22 protein-coding genes are annotated in these 24,666 nt (G+C 74.4%); 12 read left to right on the top strand and 10 right to left on the bottom strand.

The window, feature by feature from the left end; translation table 11 throughout:
- From E1298_RS22955 to E1298_RS22945, 3 genes are all read right to left on the bottom strand, one after another.
- Nucleotides 1-511: PfkB family carbohydrate kinase (locus tag E1298_RS22955; RefSeq protein WP_243725747.1), on the bottom strand; the 511-nt coding region annotated here is incomplete at its 3' end.
- A 78-nt stretch (nucleotides 512-589) separates the two neighbouring features.
- The gene (locus E1298_RS22950; protein WP_131896537.1) at nucleotides 590-802 is read right to left on the bottom strand and encodes a hypothetical protein; all 213 of its coding nucleotides are present in this window, start codon (nucleotides 800-802) and stop codon (nucleotides 590-592) included.
- Nucleotides 803-887: 85 nt separating this feature from the next.
- On the bottom strand, nucleotides 888-2,015 hold the full coding sequence (locus E1298_RS22945; protein WP_131896535.1) for a glycerophosphodiester phosphodiesterase: 1,128 nt from the start codon (nucleotides 2,013-2,015) through the stop codon (nucleotides 888-890).
- A 241-nt stretch (nucleotides 2,016-2,256) separates the two neighbouring features.
- Here E1298_RS22945 and E1298_RS22940 point away from each other — a divergent pair, with 241 nt between their 5' ends.
- A complete protein-coding gene (locus E1298_RS22940; RefSeq protein WP_131896541.1) occupies nucleotides 2,257-3,864 on the top strand; it encodes an alkaline phosphatase D family protein in 1,608 nt (535 codons plus the stop codon).
- Between the two features lie 27 nt (nucleotides 3,865-3,891).
- Here the strand turns inward: E1298_RS22940 and E1298_RS22935 are convergent, their stop codons facing one another.
- From E1298_RS22935 to E1298_RS22920, 4 genes are all read right to left on the bottom strand, one after another.
- Nucleotides 3,892-4,335 carry a hypothetical protein gene (locus tag E1298_RS22935; protein WP_131896533.1) on the bottom strand — a complete coding sequence of 148 codons (444 nt, stop codon included), beginning with the start codon at nucleotides 4,333-4,335 and terminating at the stop codon, nucleotides 3,892-3,894.
- Between the two features lie 80 nt (nucleotides 4,336-4,415).
- Nucleotides 4,416-5,888 carry an FG-GAP repeat protein gene (locus E1298_RS22930; protein ID WP_131896531.1) on the bottom strand — a complete coding sequence of 491 codons (1,473 nt, stop codon included), beginning with the start codon at nucleotides 5,886-5,888 and terminating at the stop codon, nucleotides 4,416-4,418.
- Nucleotides 5,889-6,210: 322 nt separating this feature from the next.
- Entirely contained in the window at nucleotides 6,211-7,005 is a 795-nt protein-coding gene (locus E1298_RS22925) for an aldo/keto reductase (RefSeq protein ID WP_243725748.1), read from the bottom strand.
- A gap of 57 nt (nucleotides 7,006-7,062) precedes the next feature.
- Nucleotides 7,063-7,833 carry a FadR/GntR family transcriptional regulator gene (locus tag E1298_RS22920; protein WP_131896527.1) on the bottom strand — a complete coding sequence of 257 codons (771 nt, stop codon included), beginning with the start codon at nucleotides 7,831-7,833 and terminating at the stop codon, nucleotides 7,063-7,065.
- A 236-nt stretch (nucleotides 7,834-8,069) separates the two neighbouring features.
- On the opposite strand from E1298_RS22920, the gene E1298_RS22915 reads away from it, so the two are divergent.
- Complete coding sequence (locus E1298_RS22915) at nucleotides 8,070-9,500, top strand: APC family permease (RefSeq protein ID WP_131896525.1); 1,431 nt, start codon at nucleotides 8,070-8,072, stop codon at nucleotides 9,498-9,500.
- Nucleotides 9,500-10,408, top strand: a complete 909-nt coding sequence (locus tag E1298_RS22910; RefSeq protein WP_131896523.1) for an acetamidase/formamidase family protein — start codon at nucleotides 9,500-9,502, stop codon at nucleotides 10,406-10,408. Before E1298_RS22915 ends, E1298_RS22910 begins: the two co-directional genes overlap by 1 nt.
- A gap of 32 nt (nucleotides 10,409-10,440) precedes the next feature.
- Here the strand turns inward: E1298_RS22910 and E1298_RS22905 are convergent, their stop codons facing one another.
- The gene (locus tag E1298_RS22905) at nucleotides 10,441-10,821 is read right to left on the bottom strand and encodes a nuclear transport factor 2 family protein (RefSeq protein ID WP_131896521.1); all 381 of its coding nucleotides are present in this window, start codon (nucleotides 10,819-10,821) and stop codon (nucleotides 10,441-10,443) included.
- A gap of 54 nt (nucleotides 10,822-10,875) precedes the next feature.
- On the opposite strand from E1298_RS22905, the gene E1298_RS22900 reads away from it, so the two are divergent.
- From E1298_RS22900 to E1298_RS22865, 8 genes are all read left to right on the top strand, one after another.
- Nucleotides 10,876-11,856 (top strand): helix-turn-helix transcriptional regulator, encoded by a 981-nt coding sequence (locus E1298_RS22900; protein WP_131896519.1) that lies wholly within the window; start codon nucleotides 10,876-10,878, stop codon nucleotides 11,854-11,856.
- 230 nt (nucleotides 11,857-12,086) lie between these two features.
- On the top strand, nucleotides 12,087-12,800 hold the full coding sequence (locus tag E1298_RS22895) for a (Fe-S)-binding protein (protein ID WP_131896517.1): 714 nt from the start codon (nucleotides 12,087-12,089) through the stop codon (nucleotides 12,798-12,800).
- A gap of 47 nt (nucleotides 12,801-12,847) precedes the next feature.
- A complete protein-coding gene (locus E1298_RS22890) occupies nucleotides 12,848-14,275 on the top strand; it encodes a LutB/LldF family L-lactate oxidation iron-sulfur protein (protein ID WP_207944783.1) in 1,428 nt (475 codons plus the stop codon).
- Nucleotides 14,272-14,892: a LutC/YkgG family protein gene (locus tag E1298_RS22885; RefSeq protein WP_131896515.1), complete on the top strand. Its 621-nt coding sequence runs from the start codon at nucleotides 14,272-14,274 to the stop codon at nucleotides 14,890-14,892. The genes E1298_RS22890 and E1298_RS22885 overlap by 4 nt, the downstream gene beginning before the upstream one ends.
- Nucleotides 14,893-14,961: 69 nt before the next feature.
- Entirely contained in the window at nucleotides 14,962-15,654 is a 693-nt protein-coding gene (locus tag E1298_RS22880; protein WP_131896513.1) for a fused DSP-PTPase phosphatase/NAD kinase-like protein, read from the top strand.
- A gap of 235 nt (nucleotides 15,655-15,889) precedes the next feature.
- Nucleotides 15,890-18,844, top strand: coding sequence for a helix-turn-helix transcriptional regulator (locus E1298_RS22875; protein WP_131896511.1), 2,955 nt, complete (start codon nucleotides 15,890-15,892; stop codon nucleotides 18,842-18,844).
- Nucleotides 18,845-18,992: 148 nt separating this feature from the next.
- Nucleotides 18,993-20,084 (top strand): alpha/beta fold hydrolase, encoded by a 1,092-nt coding sequence (locus tag E1298_RS22870; protein ID WP_131896509.1) that lies wholly within the window; start codon nucleotides 18,993-18,995, stop codon nucleotides 20,082-20,084.
- A 6-nt stretch (nucleotides 20,085-20,090) separates the two neighbouring features.
- Nucleotides 20,091-22,523, top strand: a complete 2,433-nt coding sequence (locus E1298_RS22865) for a GMC oxidoreductase (protein WP_131896507.1) — start codon at nucleotides 20,091-20,093, stop codon at nucleotides 22,521-22,523.
- Between the two features lie 126 nt (nucleotides 22,524-22,649).
- Here the strand turns inward: E1298_RS22865 and E1298_RS22860 are convergent, their stop codons facing one another.
- Nucleotides 22,650-23,108, bottom strand: a complete 459-nt coding sequence (locus E1298_RS22860; RefSeq protein WP_131896506.1) for an SRPBCC family protein — start codon at nucleotides 23,106-23,108, stop codon at nucleotides 22,650-22,652.
- Nucleotides 23,109-23,216: 108 nt separating this feature from the next.
- Complete coding sequence (locus E1298_RS22855; protein ID WP_131896504.1) at nucleotides 23,217-23,789, bottom strand: CGNR zinc finger domain-containing protein; 573 nt, start codon at nucleotides 23,787-23,789, stop codon at nucleotides 23,217-23,219.
- A gap of 74 nt (nucleotides 23,790-23,863) precedes the next feature.
- Between E1298_RS22855 and E1298_RS22850 the strand changes: the two genes are divergently transcribed.
- Nucleotides 23,864-24,640 (top strand): class I SAM-dependent methyltransferase, encoded by a 777-nt coding sequence (locus E1298_RS22850; RefSeq protein WP_131896502.1) that lies wholly within the window; start codon nucleotides 23,864-23,866, stop codon nucleotides 24,638-24,640.
- Nucleotides 24,641-24,666: the final 26 nt, after the last annotated feature.

The following is a 24,666-nucleotide window of genomic DNA, read 5'->3' as shown; positions in this document are numbered from 1 at the left end:
GGGCGGGCGGGGACAGGTTGAGCACGACCCGGACGCCGGCGGCGGAGGCCATGCGCGCGGCGGCCACGATCGTGGGCAGCGGGATCTCCATCTGGAACGACACGACGGACGCGGCGGCGATCATCTCGCGGGCGCCCGCCGCGTCGGCGGGGGTGAGCCGGGCGTTGGCGCCGGGCGAGACGATGATGCTGTTGTCGCCGTCCGGCCCGACCGTGATGAGCGCGACCCCGCTCGGCCCCGGGGTGGTGCTCAGGTGGGTCAGATCCACACCGGCGCCGCCGAGGGCGCCGCGCAGCAGGTCGCCGTGGGGGTCGTCGCCGACCCGGCCGACGATGCCGACCCGGCCGCCGAGGCGGGCGGCGGCGACCGCCTGGTTGGCGCCCTTGCCGCCCGGGTGGACGGCCAGGTCGGAGCCGAGGACGGTCTCCCCCGGGCCCGGACGGCGGTCGACGGCGACCACGAGATCGGCGTTGGCCGAGCCGACGACGACCACTTCCCGCTGTGCTGACACGTCCCTCTCCTTCGCGAGCCGAGCCGCTGCGGGTGTAAACGATTACAGCTCCGCTGCGTCCTCGCAAACCGGGGAGCCTCACTCCGCCCGCAGGTCGGCGAGGTCGACGACCTCGGCCAGCTCCGCCACGGACGGGAAGTAGCCGACGAGCGCCCCGTCCCGCGTCACCAGGAAGGCGCTCCCGCCCCGCACGCCCGCCAGATCGGCCCACACCCGGTGCGCGCCGACGAGCGCCACCGCCGTCACCCGCAGCCCTCCCGGTCCGGCCCAGTTCCCCCGATCACCCTCCATGACGCAGACGTTACGCTGCGTGATATTTCGGAGTTCATCCAGGTCAGGCATGGGACGGCTGCGGGCTCACATCGGCCGGCGCGGCTCAGTCCTTGAGGAAGTCGCCGCGGGCGGCGACGGCCGTGTCGGCGTTGTCGCTGAACAGGCCGTCGACGCCCGCCTTGAAGAACGCCTCGTACTCCCGGAACGCCTGCCCGTAGTCGGACGGGACGGTCCCGTTGCGCAGGGCGGCGGGCAGGAACTGGTTCTCGTTGCGGAACGTGTACGGGCCGACCTTGAGCTTCGCGGCGTGCGCGTCCTTGACCAGCGTGGTCGGCTCGCCGAGCGTGCCGTCCGGCCGGGGCCGGATCACCAGGGACTTGTCGGGGCCGATCCACTGGGCGTAGGTGCGGATCTCCTTGAGCCCCGCCGGGGTGATCATCTCGGCGAACGTGGGGCCCTTGCCGGTGGCGACCGTGTCGTACGGGGCGCCGCTCGCCGACAGGTCCTGGAGCCCGGGGACGCGCAGCGCCCGGTGCAGGATGCGCAGGCTCGACGGCTCGAACGACTGGACGATCGCGCGCCCGTCCCGCTTGTCCAGGCCGTTGGCCTTGAGGGTCCTGATCAGCGCCCCCTCCAGCGGCAGGCCGATCGAGCGGAAGTAGGTCGGGTGCTTGGTCTCGGGGATGATCCCGACGCGGCGGTGGTACCGGGCGCCGAGGCTCTTGGCGAGGTCGACGACCTCTTGAAGGGTCGGCACCTGGTAGCGGCCGTTGTAGAGCGTGTTGCGCTGCCGGACGTCCGGGAGCCGCTCGACGGCGCGCAGCGTCCTCAGCTCGGCCAGCGTGAAGTCCTCGGTGAACCAGCCGGTGACCTTCGTCCCGTCCACGGTCTTGGTGGTCCGGCGGGACGCGAACTCCGGATGCCGGGACACGTCCGTCGTGCCGCCGATCTCGTTCTCGTGCCGGGCGACCAGCACGCCGTCCTTGGTCGGCACCAGGTCCGGCTCGATGTAGTCGGCGCCCATCTGGACGGCCAGCTCGTACGACCCGGCGGTGTGCTCGGGGCGGTACCCGGACGCGCCGCGGTGCCCGAAGACCGCCGGCTCCGCGGCGTGCGGCGCCGCCTGGGCCGTGCTCACCGCGGCGACCGGCAGCAGGACCCCGGCGGCCGCGATCACCGCGGCCCGCCGCCTCGTCCAGAACGCGCCCCGCCTTGCTCCACCGGCCACCATCTCGGCTCCTCTCGCGGCGGCGCCACGCGGACGACCGTCGCCGGAGATCACCGCCGCCCGGACGGTACCGAGCGCCGGGTACCCGGGCCAGGACCCGTCCGGTGACGGCCAGGGCAACCTTGTCCGGCGGCCCGGTGAACGGCCGTCCGCCGCCTCCGGCTCCGCCACGGGCCCTTCACGCCGCGTTGCCTTCGTGGTCGGCCGCGGCTCAATCCGGTGATCTCCACTGGACGTCGTGGACATGACACGCAGGACGTTCCTGGCCACCACCACCATCGCGGGCGCGACGCACCTGGCCGCGGCGGCGCCCTTCGCCCACGGCGCGCCGGCGGGCCCCTCCGCGCCGCTGGAACGGGCCGCGCCGCTCGTCCCGACCGCGCGGCGGGCGCCCGGGACGCCCGATCCGTTCCAGCTGGGCGTGGCGTCCGGCGATCCGGCCGCGGACGGGTTCGTGCTCTGGACGCGCCTCGCCCCCCACCCGCTCGCCGGGGACGGCCACGGCGGGATGCCGGACCGCGACGTCCCCGTGGAGTGGCAGGTGGCCGAGGACGAGGGCTTCCGCCGCGTGGTCCGCTCGGGCCGCGCGACGGCGCGCCGGTCAGGCGCCCACAGCGTGCACGTCGAACTCCACGGGCTGCGCCCGGGCGCCGACCACTTCTACCGGTTCCGGACCGGCGGGCACATCTCCCCCACCGGCCGGACGCGGACGGCCCCGGCGCCCGGCGCGCTGTCGCCGCTGGCGTTCGGCGCCGTGTCGTGCGCGGACTACGAGCACGGCTACTTCACCGCCTACCGGCGGCTGGCCGAGCAGCATCCCGACCTGGTCCTCCACCTCGGCGACTACCTGTACGAGGACGCCGCGGGCGACGATGGAACGCTCCCGGTCGTCCGCCGCCACACCCCCGGCAAGTGCCTGTCGCTCGCCGACTACCGGCGCAGGCACGCCCAGTACCGCACCGACCCGGACCTGCGCGCCGCGCACGCCGCCGCGCCCTGGGCGGTGATCTGGGACGACCACGAGGTGGAGAACAACTGGGCCGGGAACGCTGCCGGCACGAAGGTCCCCGGCTTTCCGGCGCGCAGGCGGGCCGCGATCCGCGCCTACTACGAGCACATGCCGCTGCGCGCGTCCGCGTTCCGCCGGGACGGCCGCATCACGCTGACCAGGCGCCTGGACTGGGGCGCGACGGCGTCGGTCCACCTGCTCGACACCCGCCAGTTCCGCTCCGACCAGCCCTGCGACGACGGGCTGCGCGCCGGGTGCGACGACCGGCTCGACTCCCGCCGCGCGCTGCTCGGGCCGTCCCAGCTCCGCTGGCTGGACGCGGGCCTGCGCGGCTCCCGCGCGCGCTGGAACATCCTGGCGCAGCAGGTCTTCCTCGCCCAGCGCGACCACCGGCTGGGCCCCGGCCAGGAGATGGCCCTGGACGGCTGGGACGGCTACGCCGCCGAGCGCGGCCGCCTGCTGGGCGCCCTGCGGTCCTCCGGCGCCCGCAACCCGGTCGTCCTCACCGGCGACGTCCACGTGGCGCACGCCTGCGACCTGCTCGCCGACTTCGACGACCCGTCCTCGCCGCCGGTCGGCGTCGAGCTGGTCTCCACGTCCATCGCCAGCGACGGCGACGGCTCCGCGGACCCGGTCGGCAACGCGACGGTCCGCGCCGAGAACCCGCACATCGCCTTCGTCGACCAGCGGCGCGGCTACGTCCTCGGCCGGCTCGCTCCGGGAGAGCTGCGGGCCGAGTTCCACACCCTGCCCTACGTCACCCGGCGGGGCGCCGCCGCCACGGTCGCCGCGACGTTCACCATCCCCGACGGCGCCCGCTCCCTGGGCCCCTCCGCCCGCTGACCTGGGCCGGGGGCCGGGGCGGCCCGGTCAGGACTTGTCGATGCGGAGCTGGGCCCGGTAGTCGCCGGACGGGACGGGCTTGTCGGTCTTCCTCTCGGGCGCCAAGCCGACAAGGCTCACGACGTACCCGGGCACCGCCGCCGACTTCGCGGAGGTGCCGGTGACGTGCAGCTCGCGCGGGGCCGGGGCCGCCTTACCCGCGGTGATCGTCACCGTCACGGTAGCGTCGCCCGCCCACACGCAGTGGACGTTGGCCGGGCACCTGCTGTCGTTCTTCACATCGTCGAACCGCACCGTCAGCGCGCCTCCTTCGAGGCGGGCGGTGCGGCCGGGCGCGAGGGTGAAGGCCGTCCCCGGCTTGACCGCCGGGTCGGCCGGATCCGCCGAGGCCCCCGTGCCGCAGGCCGCCAACGCGGCGGCGGACGGGACGAGCAGGGCGAGCAGGAGCCGGCGGGTTCTCATGGCCGCCATGATTCCCCCTTCGGGCGTGGCACCGGACAGACCTTGGACGCCCCCGGCGCGTTCCCGGTTCCCTTCCCCGTCCGTGCCGGTCAGGTGAGGGAGAGGCCGGTGAGGCCCCGGGGCGGCACCGGGAACGGCGTCGGACGGGCGGTCGGCGCGGGGACCAGGAGCACCGCGCCTCCGAAGCCGTGGGCTCCAGGGGCCCCGATGAGGAGCGTCCCCGCGCCGGCCCGGGCGTCGGCGGGGCGCGGGCCGGTCCTGGAGGGCGCGTGGACGGTCAGGGCGTCGCCGAAGCGGCTGGACGCGTCGAGAGGCGAGGCGATGGTCACCGCCCCGCGCCTGGTCGGGCCCGTGCCGCGGGCGCCGCGCAGGATCTGGACCGTGTTGCGGCCGGGGGCGCCCACCACCAGATCGGGGACGCCGTCGCCGGTCAGGTCGCCCGCCGCCAGGGCCGCGCCGTAGCGGTCGAAGCGGCCGCCCCGGGCCCGGCCCGTCCAGGACGGGCCGAGCCGGCTCATCGACGGCCCGGCCAGGACCTGGACGGAGCCCTCGGCGTAGGCGGCGGAGTCCTCCCGGTCCTCGCCGGGAGCGCCCACGGCGAGGTCGTCGCGGCCGTCGCCGTCGAAGTCGGCCGCAGCCAGCGCGGCGCCGAAGCCGTCCGCGCGCTCGGGCGTGCCGTCCACGTCCGGCTCCTCCTGGCCCACGTAGTTGGCGGACCGTTCCAGCGGGTCGAGGACGGTCACCGTGCCCGCGCCGCGCGAGCCGTCGTCGGGGGCGCCCACGGCGATCTCGGCGCGTTCGTCGCCGTCGAAGTCCCCGGCGGCGAGGACGGTCCCGAACCCGTCTGTGTCGGCGCCCCGCTGCCCGACCCAGGCGGTGCCCTGGGTGACGACGGGACCGGGACGCAGAGCGCGGCCGTGGAGGCCGAAGACCGCGACGCCGCCCCCGCCCGCCAGGCCGGGCGCGCCGATGACCAGCTCGTCATCGCGGTCGTGGTCGAGGTCGGCGGCGACGAGCGCCGCGCCGAAGCGGTCGGTGCCGTACGGGCGCCGCAGGGTCCGGACGGTCAGCAGCGGCCCGGGACGCAGGCCGGACGGGGTGCCCCGGAAGACCTGGACCGCGCCGTTGCCCTCCGCGCCGGGCGCGCGGGCGCCGAAGGCCAGGTCCGGGACGCCGACTGCCAGGTCGTCGCAGCCGTCGCGGTCGAAGTCGCCGGCGGCCAGGGCCGCGCCGAACCCGTCACCGCGCCGCGCGGCGCCCTCCCGGGACAGCCACGCCAGGCCGGAGGCCATCTGGACGGCGACGGCGCCCGCGCGGAACCGGCCCCGGACGTTCGCGTACGGGGCTCCGATGGCCTGGTCGGGGACGCCGTCGCCGTCGAAGTCGGTACGCGCGGAGCCCCGGCACGGGCCCGCGGGCGCACGGTCGGACACGGCGGCGACCGGGACGGGGAAGGACGGAGAAGGGACGGACGGGGCGGACGCGCCCGCCGCCGTCACCATCGTGACGGCGGCGGCCAGGCGTCCGGACGGACGGGAGCGGAGGCGGGGGACGATGCTCACGCCGGGAAGGTCCCCGGCGCGCGGAACGACCGGCCGCCCCTGAGATGACCGCACGATGAATCCGCGCGGTCGGCCCGTCGCGCCGAACTCGGCTTGTCGCGTCTCAGCCCGCCGCGCCGAACCCGGCCCGTCGCGCCTCAGCCCGCCGCGCCGAACCCGGCCCGTCGCATCGAACCCAGCCCGTCGCACTCAGCCCGCCGCGTTGAGCTCAGCCTGCCGCGTTGAGCTCAGCCTGCCGCGTTGAGCTCAGCCTGCCGCGTTGAGCTCAGCCTGCCGCGTTGAGCTCAGCCTGCCGCGTTGAGCTCAGCCTGCCGCGTTGAGCTCAGCCTGCCGCGTCGAACGTGGCGGGGTCCGGGCCGAACCGGGTGCCCTTGTCCAGCTCGCCGATCGCGGCCATGTCGCTGGGGCCCAGGTCGAAGTCGAACACGTCGATGTTCTCGGCGATCCGGGACGGCGTCACCGACTTCGGGATGACCACGTTGCCGAGCTGCAGGTTCCAGCGGAGCGCGACCTGGGCCGGGGTGCGGTCGTGGGCCTGCGCGATGCGGGCCAGCGCCGGGTCCTCCAGCAGCCCGTGGCCCTGGCCGAGCGGGGCCCACGCCTCGGTGTGGATGCCGTGCTCGCGGTGGAAGGTGCGCAGCCCGGGCTGCTGGAAGTAGGGGTGCAGCTCGACCTGGTTGATCACCGGCACGACGTCGGTCTCGTCCAGCAGCCGCTGGAGCGTCTCGACGGTGAAGTTGGAGACGCCGATCGACCGGACGCGGCCGTCGGCCTTGAGCTTCTCAAGCGCGCGCCAGGTCTCCACGTACGTGCCGCGGGCCGGCATCGGCCAGTGGATCAGGTAGAGGTCCAGGTAGTCCAGGCCGAGGCGCCCCAAGCTCGCGTCGAAGGCGCGCAGCGCGTTGTCGTGGCCCTGCTCGGTGTTCCACAGCTTGGTGGTGACGAACAGCTCCTCGCGCGGCACGCCCGAGCCGCGCAGGGCGCGGCCGGTGCCCTCCTCGTTCTGGTAGGCGCTCGCGGTGTCGATGCTGCGGTAGCCGTTCTCCAGGGCGGTCGCCACGGCGCTCTCGGCCTCGTCGTCCGGCACCTGGAAGACCCCGAAGCCGAGCTGCGGCATCGAGGCGCCGTCGATCAGGTCGACGCTAGGTACGGTCACGGTCCCCATCCCCCCTGGTCAGTGCGTCCTGCGGTGGCGATCGTGCCCAGAACCGGCCGCCTGAATCCCGGGCGGGCGGACCCGTGCGGCCAGGCGGCGCAGCGCGTCCTCGGTGATGGCGAAGTGGTCGGAGGCGATCCGCGCGGCGGCGCCGGCGTCGCCGCGCGCGATCGCCTCGGCCAGCGCGTGGTGGTGCGGCCCGGCCTCGGCGTAGATCGCCCAGGTGTACGGCTCGGCCGACACCCCCAGGCTGACCTCCGACAGCAGCCGCTCGTGCAGCCTGACCAGGCGGCCGTTGTGCGTGGCACGTGCCACCGCCAGATGCAGCGCCACGTCGTGCTCGCGGGCCTCGCCGGGCGTCGCGGCGGCGTCGAACGCGGCCAGGATCCGGGCGATGGCGGCGTGGTCGGCGGCGCCCGCGCGCTCGGCGGCGGTGCGGGCGATCAGGCCCTCGACGAGCCGCCGGTAGTCGAACAGCTCCTCGAACTCCTCCCACCGCTCCAGCAGAGCGCCGCGGACGGCGCTCTCGCTCGCCTCGCCCCATTCGGCCAGGACGAACGCGCCGCCGCCCCGGCCGCGCCTGATCTCCACCAGGCCGGACTCGGAGAGCGTCCTGAGGGCGGCCCGGACGCTCTCGCGGCTCACCTGGAGGAGCGCCGCCAGGTCGCGCTCGCTGGGCAGCCGGTCGCCGAGGCTGAACTCGCCGAGCGCGATGGCCGTGGCGAGGCGGTGGGCGACCTGCTCGCCCGTGCGCGCCGGATGCAGCGGCCCGAGCGCGTCAGTGCCCATCGCTACCGCTCATCGCCCTCGCCCTTGGTTCCCGTCCCCGGCGCGCCGCCCCGACCGAAACCATAGCTTCCAAGAAAGGTCTAGATCTTAGACCTTTCTCCGCTTATCCTCGCATCCGCATCAGTCCCCCGCCGCTCCCACCGCTCCCGCGAACCCGCCTGCCGGAACGCCGGGTGACGGCGCCTGCCCGGCCGCGCGGCCGCCGACGCTCCCTCCCCCGAAAGGCGCGTGCGCAGATGACGACAGCCCATTCCAAACCCGCCGGCCCTGAGCCCGGCAAAGGCGGCGGCTCCGGCGAGGCCGACGGCGAGGAGGTGCTGCGCTCGTTCGGCTACGCCCAGGAGCTCAAGCGCTCGCTCGGCCTGACCGACCTGGCCGTCTACGGCCTGGTGATGATGCTCCCCATCGCACCGTTCACGATCTTCGGCGCCGTGTTCAACGAGTCCAAGGGCATGGTCGCGCTGACCTACCTCATCGGCCTGGTCGCGATGCTGTTCACCGCGCTCAGCTACCGGGAGATGTCGCGCGCGTTCCCCGTCGCCGGGTCCGTCTACTCCTACGCCGGACGCGGCATCAACGACAAGGTCGGCTTCCTCGCCGGCTGGGCGATCCTGCTGGACTACCTGCTCGTGCCGACCCTGCTGTACGTGATGAGCGCGGCGGCGCTGAACTCGCTGATGCCCTCGGTCCCGCAGTGGTGCTGGGTCGTGATGTTCGTGCTGGTCAACACCACGATCAACCTCATGGGCATCGACTCGACGGCCCGGCTGAACCGGCTGTTCCTGCTCGCCGAGCTGGTGGTGCTCGCGCTGTTCGTCGGGTTCAGCCTCGCCGCCGTCGCGGAAGGCGAGAACGGCGCGCGCTTCTCCTTCGACCCGATGCTCAACCCGGACCTGCTCACCCCCGGCCTGATCTTCGGCGCGCTGTCCATCGCGGTGCTCAGCTTCCTGGGGTTCGACGGGATCTCCACCCTGTCGGAGGAGGTGAGGGACGGCGACCGCAGGCTCGTCGGACGGGCCACGCTGGTGGCGCTGTGCGTGGTCGCGGTGCTGTTCGTCACGCAGACCTGGGTCGCGGCGCTGCTGGTGCCCGGCCGCACCGGGTTCGCCGGGGACGACGCCACCAACTCCGCGTTCTACGACATCGCCTGGATCGCGGGCGGCGGCTGGCTCAAGCAGACGACGGCGGTCGCCGCCGCGCTCGCCACCGGCGTCGCCAACTCGCTCGTCGCGCAGGCCGCCACGTCCCGGCTGCTGTTCAGCATGGCCCGCGACCGCAAGCTGCCCGCCTTCCTCGCGCGCGTGCACCCGGTGCGCCGGACGCCCGAGCGCGCCATCCTGTTCGTCGCGGCCGTCTCGCTCGCCCTGGGGCTGACCTTCACCGGGCAGATCAGCCTGCTGTCGCAACTGGTGAACTTCGGCGCGCTCTTCTCGTTCCTGGTCCTGCACGTCGCCGTGTTCGTCCACTTCCGGCTGCGCCACCGCAGCACCCGCTGGCACCTGCACGTCCTGGCGCCCGCGCTCGGCCTGGCGATCATCGGCACGGTGCTGTGGAACGCCGACGCCGACGCGAAGACCGGCGGGCTGGCCTGGCTCGCCATCGGCGTCCTGGTACTGGTGTTCTTTCGGCTCACCGGCCGCGGCGCGAACCTGACCCTGGAGGACTGATGCACATCCGCCGAACCAGCGTCCACAACGTCTGGGACCACGCCATCCCGCCGGTCGCGTCGCTCGCGCCCGGCGCGGAGTTCACGGTCGAGACGGCCGACGCGAGCGGCGGCCAGCTCGGCGCCGGGTCGGGCGCCGCCGACGTCGCCGCGCTCGACTTCGCCCGGGTGAACCCGGTGACCGGCCCGTTCCTGGTCGAGGGCGCCGAGCCCGGCGACGCCCTGGTGATCGACGTCCTCGACCAGGCGGTGGGCGACTGGGGCTGGACGGCGAACATCCCCGGCTTCGGCCTGCTCGCCGACGACTTCCCGGGCCCGCACCTGCGCGTCTCGAAGATCTCCGGCGGGGCGGCCGAGCCGCTGCCCGGGCTGCGCGTCCCGGTCGTCCCGATGATCGGCACGATCGGGGTGGCGCCGCCCGAGCCCGGCGCGCACTCGATCGTCCCGCCGCGCCGCTGGGGCGGCAACATGGACATCCGGCACATCGGCCCCGGCGCCCGGCTCGTCCTGCCGGTCGGCGTGGACGGCGCGCTGCTGTCGCTCGGCGACGCGCACGCCGCGATGGGCGACGGCGAGGTCTGCGGCACCGGCATCGAGACGGAGGCGGCCGTCCGCCTCCGGGTGGGCCTGCGCCGCGGCGCCGCGCCGTCCACCCCGATCATCGAGACGCACCCGCGCACCCACCGCACCGGCGCCGCGCTCGCCACCACCGGCATCGGGCCCGACCTCATGCGGGCCGCGCGGGACGCCGTCCGCGCCCTGGTGGACGAGGTCGCCGCCCGCACCGGCATGGCCCCGGTCGACGCCTACCTGCTCGCCAGTATCGCCGCCGACCTGAAGATCTCCGAGGTCGTCGACGTGCCCAACTGGATCGTCTCCGCCCACCTGGAGCTGTCCCTGCTCCCCTGAGCCCCTCCGCGGCCCGCCGTCACCGGCACCCCTTAGGGCACCCGGGGAGACGGCGGGTCGCCGAACTGGTAGTCGAACTCGATGAGCCCGTCGTCGCCGAGCTTGGCGAAGACGGCACCCGTCCAGGTGATCCCCCCGCCGCCCGCCGGGAGGATGTAGATGGTGAAGCGGACGCCGAGGTTGTGGGCGACGGTGTCGCCCGCGGCGCGCAAGACGTGGCCGACGTCCCGGAAGAACTCGTCGTGGGCGGCGGTGACGCGGGCCTCGATCGCCTCGTGGCCGCGGTACTCGGCGTTCTCGATGTACTCCACGCCGTCCTCGGCCCACAGCTCGGGGATCATCTTGCGGCGGGTCTCGGGGTCGGTCTCGGTCCAGACGGCGACGTAGCGCTCGACGAAGTTCTCGTAGTTCATGGACGGGACGCTAAGCGGGGTCCACTGACATCTTCTGTCAGTAGAGTTCGTGCCATGCGCGCGAGCCGTCTTGTGTCGATCCTCCTCCTGCTCCAGACGCGGGAGCGGATGACCGCGCGGGAGCTGGCGGAGCGGCTGGAGGTGTCCGAGCGGACGATCTACCGCGACGTCGAGTCGCTGAGCGCGGCGGGCGTGCCGGTGTACGGGGAGGCCGGGCACGCGGGCGGGTACCGGCTGGTCGGCGGCTACCGGACGCGGCTGACCGGGCTGACCGGCGAGGAGGCCGAGGCGCTGTTCCTCACGGGCCTGCCCGCCGCAGCCGACGACCTCGGCCTGGGGGCGGTGGTCGCGGCGGCGGAGCTCAAGCTGACGGCCGCGCTGCCCAAGGAGATGCGCGACCGCAGCGGCCGCCTGCGCGAGCGGTTCCATCTGGACGCGCCGTCCTGGTATCAGGACGGCGACCCCACGCCGCACCTGGCGGCGGTCGCGGACGCGGTGTGGCACCAGCGCCGCGTCCGGGTGCGCTACCTGCGCTGGGAGCGGCCACGCGAGGTCACCCGGACCGTGGAGCCGCACGGCCTCGTCCTGAAGGGCGGCCTCTGGTACGTGGTGGCGCGGCGCGGCGGGGGCTTCCGCACCTACCGGGTGTCGCGGATCCTCGACCTGCACGTCCTGGACGAGGCGTTCGAGCGCGCGGAGGGCTTCGACCTCGCCGCGCACTGGCGGGCGTACCTCGCCGGGTTCGACGCCAGGAGGCACCAGGGGCGGGCGGTCGTGCGGCTGTCGCCGGCGGGCCTGGAGCGGCTGCCGCACCTGGCGGAGGCGGCCACGGTCCAGGCCGCGCTCGCCACGGCCGCGGTCGAGCCGGACGGGTGGACGCGCGTCGCCCTTCCCGTCGAGTCCGACGAGCAGGCGGTCGCCGATCTGCTGCGGCTGGGAAGCGACGCCGAGGTCGTCGCGCCCGCGCGGCTCCGCGCGCGGATGGCGGAGACCCTGGCCGCGGCGGCCGGACGCTACGGCATGGCGGTGCGATGAGGAAATCTGGCGCGGGCGCGAACTTCTGGAAGGGGCGCGTCGTTGTCCCTTCGGGTTCACTTGGTCGAGCGGGCCCATAGGGACGGTCGGCGGCCCGGGTGGGGACGGTGCGGTGATACGCACGGTCCGGGTCGCCGGCCGACCTCTTCGCGCGCGGACGCCGCGACGCGGGCGGGGCGTGTCCACCAACCGGTAAGGTCACCCGGTGGAGCCCCGGAGGAAAGGCAGACATGAAGGTCGCGCTGTTCCTCACCTGCGTGAACGACACGATGTACCCGGGGACGGGCCGGGCGGTGGTGAAGCTGCTGCGGCGGCTCGGTCACGACGTCGACTTCCCGCTCGCGCAGACGTGCTGCGGGCAGATGCACCTCAACACCGGCTACCGCGGCCAGGCGCTGCGCCTGGTGAAGGGGTTCGCCGAGGCGTTCGAGCCCTATGACGCGATCGTGACGCCGTCCGCGTCCTGCGGCGCGATGATCCGCGACTGGCATCCCCGGCTGGCGCCGCGGGCCGCCGGGGTGGCCTCCCGCGTCCACGAGCTGTCGGAGTTCCTCGTCGACGTGCTGGGCGTCACCGACGTCGGGGCGTACTACCCGCACCGCGTCACCTACCATCCGACCTGCCACTCGCTGCGGATGCTGCGCGTGGGCGACCGGCCGCTGCGGCTGCTGCGCGCGGTCCGCGGCATCGACCTGGCCGACCTGCCGGACGCGGCGGAGTGCTGCGGCTTCGGCGGCACGTTCGCGCTCAAGAACGCCGAGGTGTCGGCCGCGATGGGCGCCGACAAGATCGCCCGCGTCCGCGAGACGGGCGCCGGGACGCTGTGCGCCGCCGACAACTCCTGCCTGGCGCACATCGGCGGCTCGCTCTCCCGCGCCGGCTCCGGGGTGCGGACCGTCCACCTGGCCGAGATCCTCGCCTCCACCGAACAGGATCCAGCATGAGCGGGGGCGGGCGGGGGCGCGAGACGGCGATGCCCACCTACGTCGGCATGCCCGCCTTCCCGGACGCGGCGCGGCGCGCGGTGGCCGACACGCGGCTGCGCGCGAACCTCGCCCACGCCACCACCACGATCCGGGGCCGGCGCGCCGACGCCGTCGCCGAGCTGGACGACTGGGCCGCGCTCCGCGAGTCGGGCAAGCAGATCAAGGACCACGTCCTGGCGAACCTCGGCCACTACCTGCGGCTGCTGGAGGAGCGGGTGACCGGGGCGGGCGGCACCGTGCACTGGGCCCGGGACGCCGGCGAGGCGAACCGGATCGTCGCCGACCTGGTCCGGGCGACCGGGGAGCGCGAGGTCGTCAAGGTCAAGTCGATGGCCACGCAGGAGATCGGGCTGAACGAGGCGCTCGCGGAGCGCGGCGTCACCGCCTACGAGACCGACCTCGCCGAGCTGATCGTCCAGCTCGGCGACGACCGGCCCTCGCACATCCTCGTCCCGGCCATCCACCGCAACCGCTCCGACATCCGCGACATCTTCCTGCGGGCGATGCCCGGCGCGCCGGACGGCCTGACCGACGCGCCCGCCGAGCTGGCCGAGGCGGCCCGGCGGCACCTGCGCGCCAAGTTCCTGTCGGCGAAGGTCGCGGTCTCGGGCGTGAACTTCGCCGTCGCCGACACCGGCACGCTCGTGGTCCTGGAGTCGGAGGGCAACGGCCGGATGTGCCTCACGCTCCCCGAGACGCTGATCTCGGTGATGGGCGTGGAGAAGCTCGTCCCGAGCTGGCGGGACCTGGAGGTGTTCCTGCAACTGCTGCCTCGCTCGTCGACGGCCGAGCGGATGAACCCCTACACCTCCACCTGGACGGGCGTCCACCCCGGCGACGGCCCGCGCGACTTCCACCTCGTCCTGCTGGACAACGGGCGCGTCGCCACGCTCGCCGACGAGGTCGGGCGGCAGGCCCTGCGCTGCATCCGCTGCTCGGCGTGCCTGAACGTGTGCCCGGTCTACCAGCGCGCGGGCGGCCACGCCTACGGCTCGCCCTACCCGGGGCCGATCGGCGCGATCCTGTCGCCGCAGATCAGGGGCATCGGGTCGGACGTGGACGCCTCCCTTCCTTACGCCTCGACGCTGTGCGGGGCGTGCTTCGACGCGTGCCCGGTCGCCATCGACATCCCCGAGGTGCTGGTGCACCTGCGGGCCCGCGCGGTCGAGAAGGGCCCGCGCCACCCGCTGGAGCGGGCCGCGATGGCGGCGGCGGGGTGGACGCTCCGCTCCCCCGCCCGTCTGGCGCTGGCGCAGCGCGCCGCGTCCGGTGGCCGCCGGTTCGCGCGACGCGGCGGACGGATCCGGCGCCTGCCCGGGGCGCTCGGCGCCTGGACCGCGACACGCGACCTGCCCGTTCCGCCGCCCGAGTCGTTCCGCGCCTGGTGGACCCGGACGGACGGCGGCCGGACAGAGGAAGGGGCGGGCGGGTGAGCGCGCGCGAGGACATCCTCGGCCGGATCGAGCGGATCGTCCCGACGCGGGCGGCCGCGGAGGTCGCCGCCTCCTACGCCGCGATCGACCGCGACTACCTGCGGCGGCACCACGCGGACGGCGTGCTCGACCTGTTCGCCGAGCGGGTCGCCGACTACCGCGCGACCGTCCTGCGCGTGCCCTCCGCCGATCTCCCGGAGGCGGTCGCCGAGCGCCTGGCGGCCCGTCCCGGCGTCCACGGGATCCCGTCCGGGCTTCCCGCCGGGTGGACGGCCCTGGCGGGCGCCTCGGTGGTCCGCGACCCGGCCGTGGCCGACCTGGACGGGCTGGCGGGCGCGGTCACCGGCTGCGCCGCCGCGATCGCCGAGACCGGCACGATCGTCCTCGACCACGGCCCGGGGCAGGGCCCGCGCGCGCTGTCGCTCGTCCCCGACCACCACCTGATCGTCGTCCTGGCCGACCAGGTCGCCGCCGACGTGCCCGAGGCCCTCGAACGGCTGGATCCGCTCCGCCCGCTGACGTTCGTGTCCGGGCCGTCCGCGACGAGCGACATCGAGCTGACCCGGGTGGAGGGCGTGCACGGCCCCCGGACCCTGGACGTGCTGATCGCCGAATGACCGCGGCGGCCCCCGGCGGCTCCGCGCAAAAGAACATGGTTCGGTCAGGTACGCGGCTACTGTTGCCGGATGCGGATCTCTCGGCGTGTCCTCGGGTGGACGCTGCTGTGCTGCGGCGGCTCGTACGCGCTGGCGTGGCTGGTGGTCAGCCTGTCGATCCTCGCGATGAGCGGGTCGGCGCGCGCGCAGGAGCGCGCCACTGGCGGGGAGCGGCCGGCGGACGTGCCGGGGATCAAGAACTTCACCCGCGTGGACGATCATCTGTGGCGGGGCGCCGCGCCGACCGGCGAGGGGTACCGGTGGCTCGCCGCGCGGGGCGTCCGGACGGTCGTCGACCTGCGCGCGGAGAGGCTGGGGGACGCGGCGCTCGCGCGGCCGGGGCGGGCGGGGCTGACGGCCGTGCGCATCCCGGTGCGCGACGGCCAGGCGCCGTCGCGGGAGCAGGTCGCGCGGTTCCTCGACGCGGTCGCGCGGGCGCGTGGGCCGGTGTTCGTGCACTGCGGGGCCGGGGTGGGCCGCACCGGGTCCATGTCGGCCGCCTACCTCGTCCGGACGGGACGGGCGGACGCGGCCACCGCGACGCTGCGCAGCCTCGCCGTGGGTCCGCCGACGCTGGAGCAGGTCGCGTTCATGCGGGGTCTGGGCCACGGCCGGGAGGCCGCCAGACCGTCCGCGACCGTGGTCGCGCTGAGCCGGCTGGCCGACTCCCCGCGCCGCTCGTGGTCGCGCCTGAAGCACTGGCCGGGACGGGACACGATGTGACGAGTTGCGAAGACTGTGGCGAGTACGGAACCGTTTACTCCAACAAGGTTGACATGGAGCGCGCGGCGACGGTTGATAGGCAGTGGACAACGGCCGCGAAGAGGGCCCGCCCGTGGAGGGCGAGCCGCGGGGTTTCGGGCGCGTTGTCCTGCCTTATTGATGAATGACCCGATAAGGTAAATCGGCGAAACAGAATCACGGCGTTTCGACCGCCTGTCGCTGTTGGGGTGTGGACATGGAGGGTCGTGCGGCCCGCGACGCCGGTGCTCAGCCCGGCAACGCTCCGCTGGTTGGGCGCCGGGACGCGCTGGACGCGCTCGGCCGTGCCCTGGACGGGGCCGAGGCCGGCTATGGCTTCCTTGCCCTGGTCGGCGAGCCCGGCGCGGGCAAGACACGGCTGCTGGGCGAGCTGGCGGACGCAGCCACCGCGCGGCGGCTGCCCTTCCTGGCCGGCCGCGCGGCCGAGTTCGAGCAGGAGATGCCGTTCGGCGCCGTCGTGGACGCCCTCGACGACCACCTGGAGGAGCACGCCCTCGAACTGCCGCCCGCCGAGCTGCGCCTGCTGGGGACGGTGTTCCCGGCGCTGGCCGACATCGCCGACGATCCGCCGGCCGCCTCCCCCGCCTCGGGCGTGGCCCGCTACCAGCTGCACCGGACGGTGCGGCACCTGCTGGAGGGGCTGGCGGCGCCGTCCGGGCTCGTGCTGATCCTGGACGACCTGCACTGGGCCGACGACGCGACCGTGGAGCTGCTGGACCATCTGGTCCGGCATCCGCCGCGGGCGCGGCTGCTGCTGGCGGTGGCCTACCGTCCGGCGCAGGCGTCGCCCCGGCTGGCGGCGCTGGTGGACGCGGCCGGCCCGCAGGGCGTGCACGTGGCGGTCGACCCGCTCACCCAGAGCGAGGTGGAGGAGTTCCTGGGCCCGGAGGTGAGCCAGTCGCGCTGCGAGGCCCTGTACAAGGCCAGCGGCGGGAACCCGTTCTACCTTGAGGCCCTGTCCCGGATGAACCGCGCCGACGACCCGGTCGGCGGCCGGGAGGACCCCGAGCGGCTCGGCTGGGAGCAGGGCGTGGCGAACCTGACCGAGGTGCCGCCCGCCGTCCGCACGGCGCTCCAGGTCGAGCTGAGCGCGCTGCCGCCCGAGGCGCTGCTGATGGCGCGGGGCGCGGCCGTCGCCGCCGACGTGTTCGAGCCGGCCCTGGCCGCCGTCGCCGCCGAGATCGACCAGGCCGGCGCGCTGGCCGCGCTGGACGTGCTGACCGCGCACGACGTGGTCCGCCCCGCGGCCGGGGGGCGGTTCCGGTTCCGGCATCCCCTGGTGCGGCACGTCGCCTACGCCTCGACGGCGGCGGGCTGGCGGTTCGCCGCCCACGACCGCGTCTCGTCCCGGCTGACGGAGCTGGGCGCGCCCGCCGCCGTCCGCGCCCACCACGTGGTGCGCTCGGCCAGGTTCGGCGACCGCGCGGCCATCGGGACGCTGGTGGAGGCGGCCCGCGCCGTCGCGCTCCAGGCCCCGGGCACCGCCGCGTACTGGCTGGAGGCGGCGCTGCGGCTGATGCCGGACGCGCCCGACACGGCGGCCGGCGGCGCGCACACCGACCGGGTGGAGCTGCTGCTGGAGCTCGCCCACGTGCAGACCGTCAGCGGCCACGCCGAGCAGGGCCGTGAGACCACCCACGCCCTGCTCGCGCTGCTGCCCGCCGACGACACCGTCCGCCGCGCCCGGACCGTCCAGTTGCGCGCGGTGATGGAGCGGCAGCTGGGGCGCATCCACGAGGCCCGCGCACTGGTGCTGGACGAGCTGCGCCGCATCACCGACCGGCAGACCCCCGAGGCCGTCCTGCTGCGGCTCCGCCTGCTCGCCGACCGGATCCAGCGCATCGACACCCGCGGGTCCCACGCCGTCATGGAGACGATCCCCGAGAGCGCCCCGGGATGGGGGCCCGGGCTGACGGCGGCGGTCGCCGCGATGCGGCCGATGGTGACCTACGGGCGCGGGAGGGTCGAGGACGCGATCGGCCACGCGCAGACCGCCGACCAGCTCTTCTCGGCCGCCTCCGACAACGACTTCGCCGACTGCCTGGACTGCTTCGCCTGGCTGCTGTGGGCCGAGCTGCTGCTCGGCATGTACGACACCGCGCTGCGGCACGCCGAACGGCTCGTGACGATCTCGCGCGGGACCGGGCAGACCTACATCATCGGCTACATGCTCGCCGGGCAGGCCCGGGCGCTGAACCTGCTGGGGCGCCTGGAGGAGGCGGCCGCGGCCGCCGACGAGGCCACCGCGGTCGGGCGGGAGCTGCGCTCCAAGGAGGTGCTGGCCTACGGGCTCACCCAGTACTGCCTGGCGGCCAGCTGGATGGGCGACCACGACGAGGCGCTGCGGGCCGGCGACGAGGCCGTCGCCAACGACACCGGCTCCGGCGAGTGGTGGACGCACATGGCCCACGTCGCCCGCGCCTTCGCGATCATCAACGCCGGACGGCTGGACGAGGGCGCCGAGGCCCTGCTCACGGTGTGCGGCGACGGCCCCCCGGGGCTGGACTTCGGCACCCTGGTGATGTGCGCGGAGACCCTCGCCTGCGTCCGCGCCGCGCAGGACGACCCCGAGGACGCCGCCAAGTGGGCCGGCATCGCCGACGCCATCGCCAACCCGGCGCTGATCGGCGACGTCGGGCTGGCGCGGCTGGCGCACGCCCACGCGATCCGCTCCGCCGAGCCCGCGCGGGCCGCGGCGCTCGCCGTCGAGGCGTCGGAGCTGCTCACCAAGACCGGGCGGCGGCCCGAGGCGGGCCGCGCCGAGCTGACCGCCGGGATCGCCTACGGCGCCGCGGGGCAGCGCGCCCCCGCCCGCGAGCGGCTGCGCGCGGCGGCGGAGATCTTCGAGTCCTGCGGCATGCGGGACCTGCACGCCCAGACCGTCCGCGAGCAGCGGCGCCTCGGCGTCCGGGTGCCCAATCCCAGCCGCGGCGGCGCGGGGGCCGGCGGCAAGGGCGACACGCCGTTCGGGCTGTCGCCGCGCGAGCTGGAGATCGCCACGCTCGTCGCCGAGGGGTGCAGCAACCAGCAGATCGCCGAGCGGCTCTTCCTCAGCGTGCGGACGGTCGAGACCCACCTGTCGCGGGTCTTCGCCAAGATCGGCGTCTCCTCCCGGGTCGGCGTCGCGACAGCAATGAACCGGTCGATGTGAACCACACCACCTGATTCCGACTCTTAGTACACGTACGTACCGTTCGGGAGCCCAGCCCCCAGACGTAGATATGTACGGGTTCTCCACGATGCCGCGCGGATATCCGTGTTTGGCAAGGTTGTGGACGTCAGAAGCGGAGGGGATTCACATGGAACAGCGGATCACGCGGTTCACGCACGCCGGCGTCGCCGACGCCGGGATCTCGGTGCACCCCTTCGCGACCGGGGACGGGCTGGGGCTGAACCTCACCCGGTTCCGCCGCGCCGACTGCGACGACGTCGTGCTGCTCATCCACGGGCTCACGACCTCCAGCGACATGTACATCATGCCGGAGCACACCAACCTGGTGAACTTCCTGCACGACGCCGGGTTCGGGGACGTGTGGGCGCTGGACTACCGGATGAGCGGCCGCTTCCCCTACGACACCGAGACGCACCGCCACACCCTGGACGACATCGCGCTGCACGACCACCCGGCGGCGCTGGAGGAGCTGCGCCGCCACGTCGGGGACCGGCGGGTGCACGTGATCACGCACTGCCTGGGCGCGGTGTCGTTCTCGATGGCCCTGTTCGCCGGGACCGTCTCCGACGTCACCAGCCTGACCTGCAACAGCGTGAGCCTGATCCCGCGGACGCCGTTCTGGTCGCGGATGAAGCTGGGGTTCGGGCCGGCGCTGATGGAGTACGTCCTCGGGCCGACGTTCATCGACCCGCGCTACGCGACGTCCCCGGTGCTGACCCGCGGCTGGATGCTGTCCAAGGCCGTGTCGCCGTTCCACCCGACGTGCGACGAGCCGGCCTGCCACCTGCTCAGCTTCATGTGGGGCGGCGGGAAGCCGATCTTCAGCCACGACAAGATGTCGCCGGTCACCCACGCCCGGCTGCCCGACCTGTTCGGCGCCAGCGGCGTGCACTACTACCGGCACGTCCACAAGATGGTGCGGGCCGGACGGGCGGTCAAGTACAAGCCGGGGGACCCGCGCCACGCCGCCCTGCCCAACGACTACCTGGCGGGCGCCGCCGACGTCACCACGCCGATCCTGTTCCTGACCGGAGACCGCAACCACGTGTTCACCGACTCCAACATCGTCTGCCACCACGTACTGGAGGCGATCACGCCCGGCCTGCACGAGCTGGAGGTCATCCCCGGTTACGGCCACCAGGACGCGTTCATGGGCGCCAACGCCGCGGCCGATGTGTTCCCCCAGGTTCTCGACTTCCTGAAGCGGAAGGCAGGCTGATCTCAGATGGAACACGTGGACAGCGTGGTCATCGGCTCCGGTTTCGGGGGCTCCGTCGCCGCGTACCGGCTGGCCGAGGCCGGACACGAGGTCGTGCTGCTGGAACGCGGCCAGCCGTACCCGCCGGGGAGCTTCCCCCGCTCGCCGCGGCAGATGGGCCGCGCGTTCTGGGATCCGTCCGAGGGCCTGTACGGGATGTTCGACGTGTGGAGCTTCAAGGGCTGCGACTCGGTGGTGTCCTCGGGGCTGGGCGGCGGCTCCCTGATCTACGCGAACGTGCTGCTGCGCAAGGACGAGCGCTGGTTCGTCCACGACGAGAAGGGGCCGGACGGCGGCCACCGGCCGTGGCCGATCACCCGCGCCGACCTCGACCCGCACTACGACGTGGTCGAGGAGATGATGGGCGCGACGCCGTACCCGCTCGACCGGGCGCCGTTCGACGACACCCCGAAGACCCACGCGATGCAGGACGCGGCGGCGGAGCTGGGGCTGCACTGCAGCCTGCCGCCGCTCGCGGTGAGCTTCGCCGCGCAGCCGGGGGGCGCGCCGGGGCTGAGCCTGCCGATCGTGGACGCCGGGTACGGCAACCTCCACGGCGTCGGGCGGCGGACGTGCAAGCTGTGCGGCGAGTGCGACATCGGCTGCAACGAGGGCTCCAAGAACAGCCTCGACCACACCTACCTGTCCGCGGCCAAGTACCACGGCGCCGACATCCGCACCTCCCGCGAGGTGAAGGCGATCCGGCCGCGGCCGGGCGGCGGGTACGAGGTCGACTACGTCCACCACACCGACCTGACGGCGAAGAAGAGCCGGCCACCCGTCCGGACGATGTCCTGCGACCGGCTGGTGCTGGGCGCCGGGACGTACGGGACGACGTTCCTGCTGCTGCGCTCGCGCGCGGCGTTCCCGGGGCTGAGCGACGCGCTCGGCACGCGGTTCTGCGGCAACGGCGACCTGCTGACGTTCCTGCTGAAGGCCAAGGACCGCAACCGGGTCCGGCCGCTGGACGCCGCCCGCGGGCCGGTGATCACCAGCGCGATCCGGCTGCCGGACGAGCTGGACGGCGTGCCCGGCGCGGGCCGCGGCGCCTACATCGAGGACGGCGGCTACCCGGGGTTCGCCGACTGGATGCTGCAGGGCCTCGACTTCGGCAACGAGATCGAGCGCGCGGTGAAGTTCCTGTGGAACCGGTTCACCGAGTTCTTCCGGGACGCGCCGGACACCAACCTGTCCAAGGAGCTGTCGGACCTGATCGGGGACGGCGCGCTGACGGTCAGCTCGCTGCCGCTGCTCGGCATGGGCCGCGACACCGCCGACGGGCGGCTGGACCTCAGGGACGGCCGGCTGGCGGCCGACTGGACCACCAGGACCAGCGAGGCGCACTTCAACCGGGTGCGCAGGACGATGCAGGGGATCGCGGACGTGCTCGGCGCCGAATACGCCGACAACCCGATGTGGTTCCGCAAGCGCGTCATCACCGTCCATCCGCTGGGCGGCGCCCCCATGGGCGACCACCCGGGCGAGGGCGTCTGCGACGCCTTCGGCGAGGTGTTCGGGTTCCCGGGCCTCTACATCGCCGACGGGGCGGCGATGCCGGGGCCGGTGGGCCCGAACCCCTCGCTCACGATCGCCGCGCAGGCCGACCGCATGGCCACGCGGCTGCTGGAGGGCGTGCCCGCACGACGGGGTGCGGGCGCGGTCATGGTCTCCGTCCCCGACGACACGGGGGCCGAGCCGGTCGGGGGGACCGGCTCGCCGGAGGGGACGGGGCACGGCTCGGCGTACGGCCTGGAATCGGGGAGCCGCGGTGGCGTCGGGGGATCGTCCGCCGCGGTGTCCGGCCGTACGTCGCTGTCGTTCACCGAGGAGATGAAGGGGTTCGTCACCTACGGCGTCACCGACCCGCGCACCGGGGAACTGGCCGCCGGGCGCCGGCGCCTGTCGTTCCGCCTGACGATCACCGCGGCCGACGCCGACCGGTTCCTGGCCGAGCCGGAGCACACGGCGCGCGCCGAGGGCTGGATCGACGCCGATGGCCGCGGGGGCCGGCGTCCGGTCCAGCAGGGCACGTTCAACCTCTTCGTGGCCGACGGCGCGGAGGACCGCCGCCTGATGAAGTACCGGCTGTACTTCACCGACGGCGAGGACCGCCCGCGAACCCTGTCGGGCCACAAGAACGTGCTGCACGGCCCGCCGACGCGGATCTGGCCCGACACCTCCACGCTGTACGTGCGGCTGCTGGAGGGCCATGTCGCCGAGGAGGACGAGAGCGGCGCGGCCGTCGTGGCGGCGGGCGTCCTGCACATCCAGCTGGCCGACTTCGCCCGGCAGCTGACGACGTTCCGCACGTCGGGGCCGGGCGGCGCGGCAAGCCTGATCAGGTTCGGCCGGTTCTTCGCCGGTGAGCTCTGGGAGGTCTACGGTCCCGACTCCCATTGACGGGACCGTCCATGGTCGTGCAGGCCGAGAGAACTGCGGGGTGCTCTCGGCCTGCACTCTTCCCTTGCCGGGGGTCCGGGCCCGCGCGGGCCGTCCCCCGCGCGGGCCGTCCCGTCCGGGCCTGCGTCAGAGGTCACCGGCCAGGCGGGCGGGGCAGACGGGCGGGCATTGCTCGGCGTGCTTGGGCAGCCAGCGGGTGAACGCGCCCAGCATCAGCCGCAGGGCGGAGCGCAGCAGCGGGCCGGTGCCGGGGATCAGCGGCTCGAAGGTCGCCTCCCAGCGGATGCGGGTGCCGTCGCCGTCCGGCTCCAGGTGGACGTCCGAGCGGTAGCGGCGGACGGGCAGCCCGGCGAGCGCGATGTAGGCGAAATGCGAGTGCGGGGCGTAGGCGACGGTCTGCTCGCGGGCGGGCCAGATCTTCTTGACGGTGCCCACTCCGTAGGCGGTGGTGTCGCCCTTGCGGACCTGGCGCGCGCGCGTGGGGAACCGTCCCCAGGCGCCCCACGCCTCGGGAACGGCCAGGTGTCGGAAGACGTGTTCGGGTGCGGCGGTGGTGGTGGCGGTCGCCTGGATCTCGTACGGCATGGCGTGTTCTCCCCCGTGGTGATTACCGAACGGTAGCCAGCCGGGCGCGACCGACACAAGGCCGTTTTATCCGGCAGACCGCCACGAACGGGGATCGCGCGCCGGGGCTCAGCCGGTGTGCGCGCGAGCGCGGAAGGCGGCGGTCTTGACGCGGTTCTGGCAGGCGGTGGAGCAGAACCGGCGGGCGCCGTTGCGCGAGGTGTCGACGTAGACGCGGTCGCAGTGCGGCGCGGTGCAGACGCCGAGCCGGTCGTGCAGCTCGCCGCCGATGACGACCGCGAGGCCGGTGGCGCAGGGCCCGGCCCAGTCGTCGGCGAAGGAGCCGCCGGTGCCGTGGAAGTGCACGTGCCAGGGCTCGCCGTCGTGGCGTTCCAGCCGGGGCCGGGCCTGGGTCTCCTCCAGCATCCGGTTGACCTGGCCCGCGGCGCCGTCCACGTCCCCGGCGGCGATCGCCTCGAAGACCGCGCGGAGCCGGCGCGCCACGGCGGCCAGCTCGGCCATCTCCGACTCGCCCGCCTGCACGCGCCGGCTGACGCCCCGCAGCACGCCGGTGACGTCGGCGGCCAGCTCGGCGGGCGGCGGCGGCGTATAGGGGCGGCCGCGCCGCTCCCCCTCGGTCAGCGCGTTCACCAGACCGGCGGCGGCCTGCACGACGGCATCGGTGTGACTGTTGAAGTTCACTTGACCAGTTACGCCTTCCCGGGCTAGCGTGCCTGTAACCATCCAAAGCCTATACGACAGTTACAGGAGGGGCTATGAGCCTGCTCGCCCGCGAGGTCGCCGACACCTGGATCACCCGCTGGGACGCTCAGCAGGAGGGGTACGTCCCCGACCGCGAGGAGCGGTTCACCGCCATGATCGACGCGGTGGAGGCGGCGGTCGGGCGGCCGGACCCGCTCGTCCTGGACCTCGGCTGCGGCCCCGGCTCCCTCGCCGGGCGGCTGCTCGACCGCATCCCGGGCGCCACGGTCGTGGCCATCGACACCGACCCGCTGCTGATGTCGCTCGGCCGGGCCGTCCACGCCGGGCGCGACGGGCTCGTCTTCACCGAGCTGGACCTGCGCGAGCCCGGCTGGGCCGCCCGGCTGCGGCTGGACCGGCAGGCCGACGCCGCCGTCAGCACCACCGCCCTGCACTGGATCTCCGGCGACGAGCTGCGCGTCACCTACGGGGAGCTGGCCCGGGTGCTGCGGCCCGGCGGGCTGTTCCTCAACGGCGACAACATGTCGGTGGACGACACCGCGCCCGGCCTGGCCGCCCTCGACCTCGCCCTCCGCGAGCGCCACCGCGCGCGCCGGTTCGCCGGGGGCGACCGCCCGGAGGACTGGGAGCAGTGGTGGCGGGCCGTCGCCGCCGACCCCGCGCTCGCCGCGCTGAACACGCCGCGGGAGGAGACCGCCGGGCACCACGGCTCGGAGTCCCGGCACCTGTCGGCCCACGTCGCCGCCCTCCGCGCCGCCGGCTTCACCGAGGCAGGCACCCTCTGGCAAAACGGCGACAACCGGCTGCTAGCAGCGCTGCTCCCCTCCTAGAGGTAGTTGCCGGGGGTGGGGGCGGG

Source organism: Actinomadura rubrisoli (assembly GCF_004349215.1).
Lineage (GTDB): Bacteria > Actinomycetota > Actinomycetes > Streptosporangiales > Streptosporangiaceae > Spirillospora > Spirillospora rubrisoli.
The sequence above is the reverse complement of the archived record's forward strand: the minus strand, read 5'-3'. Positions and strand labels throughout refer to the sequence as shown.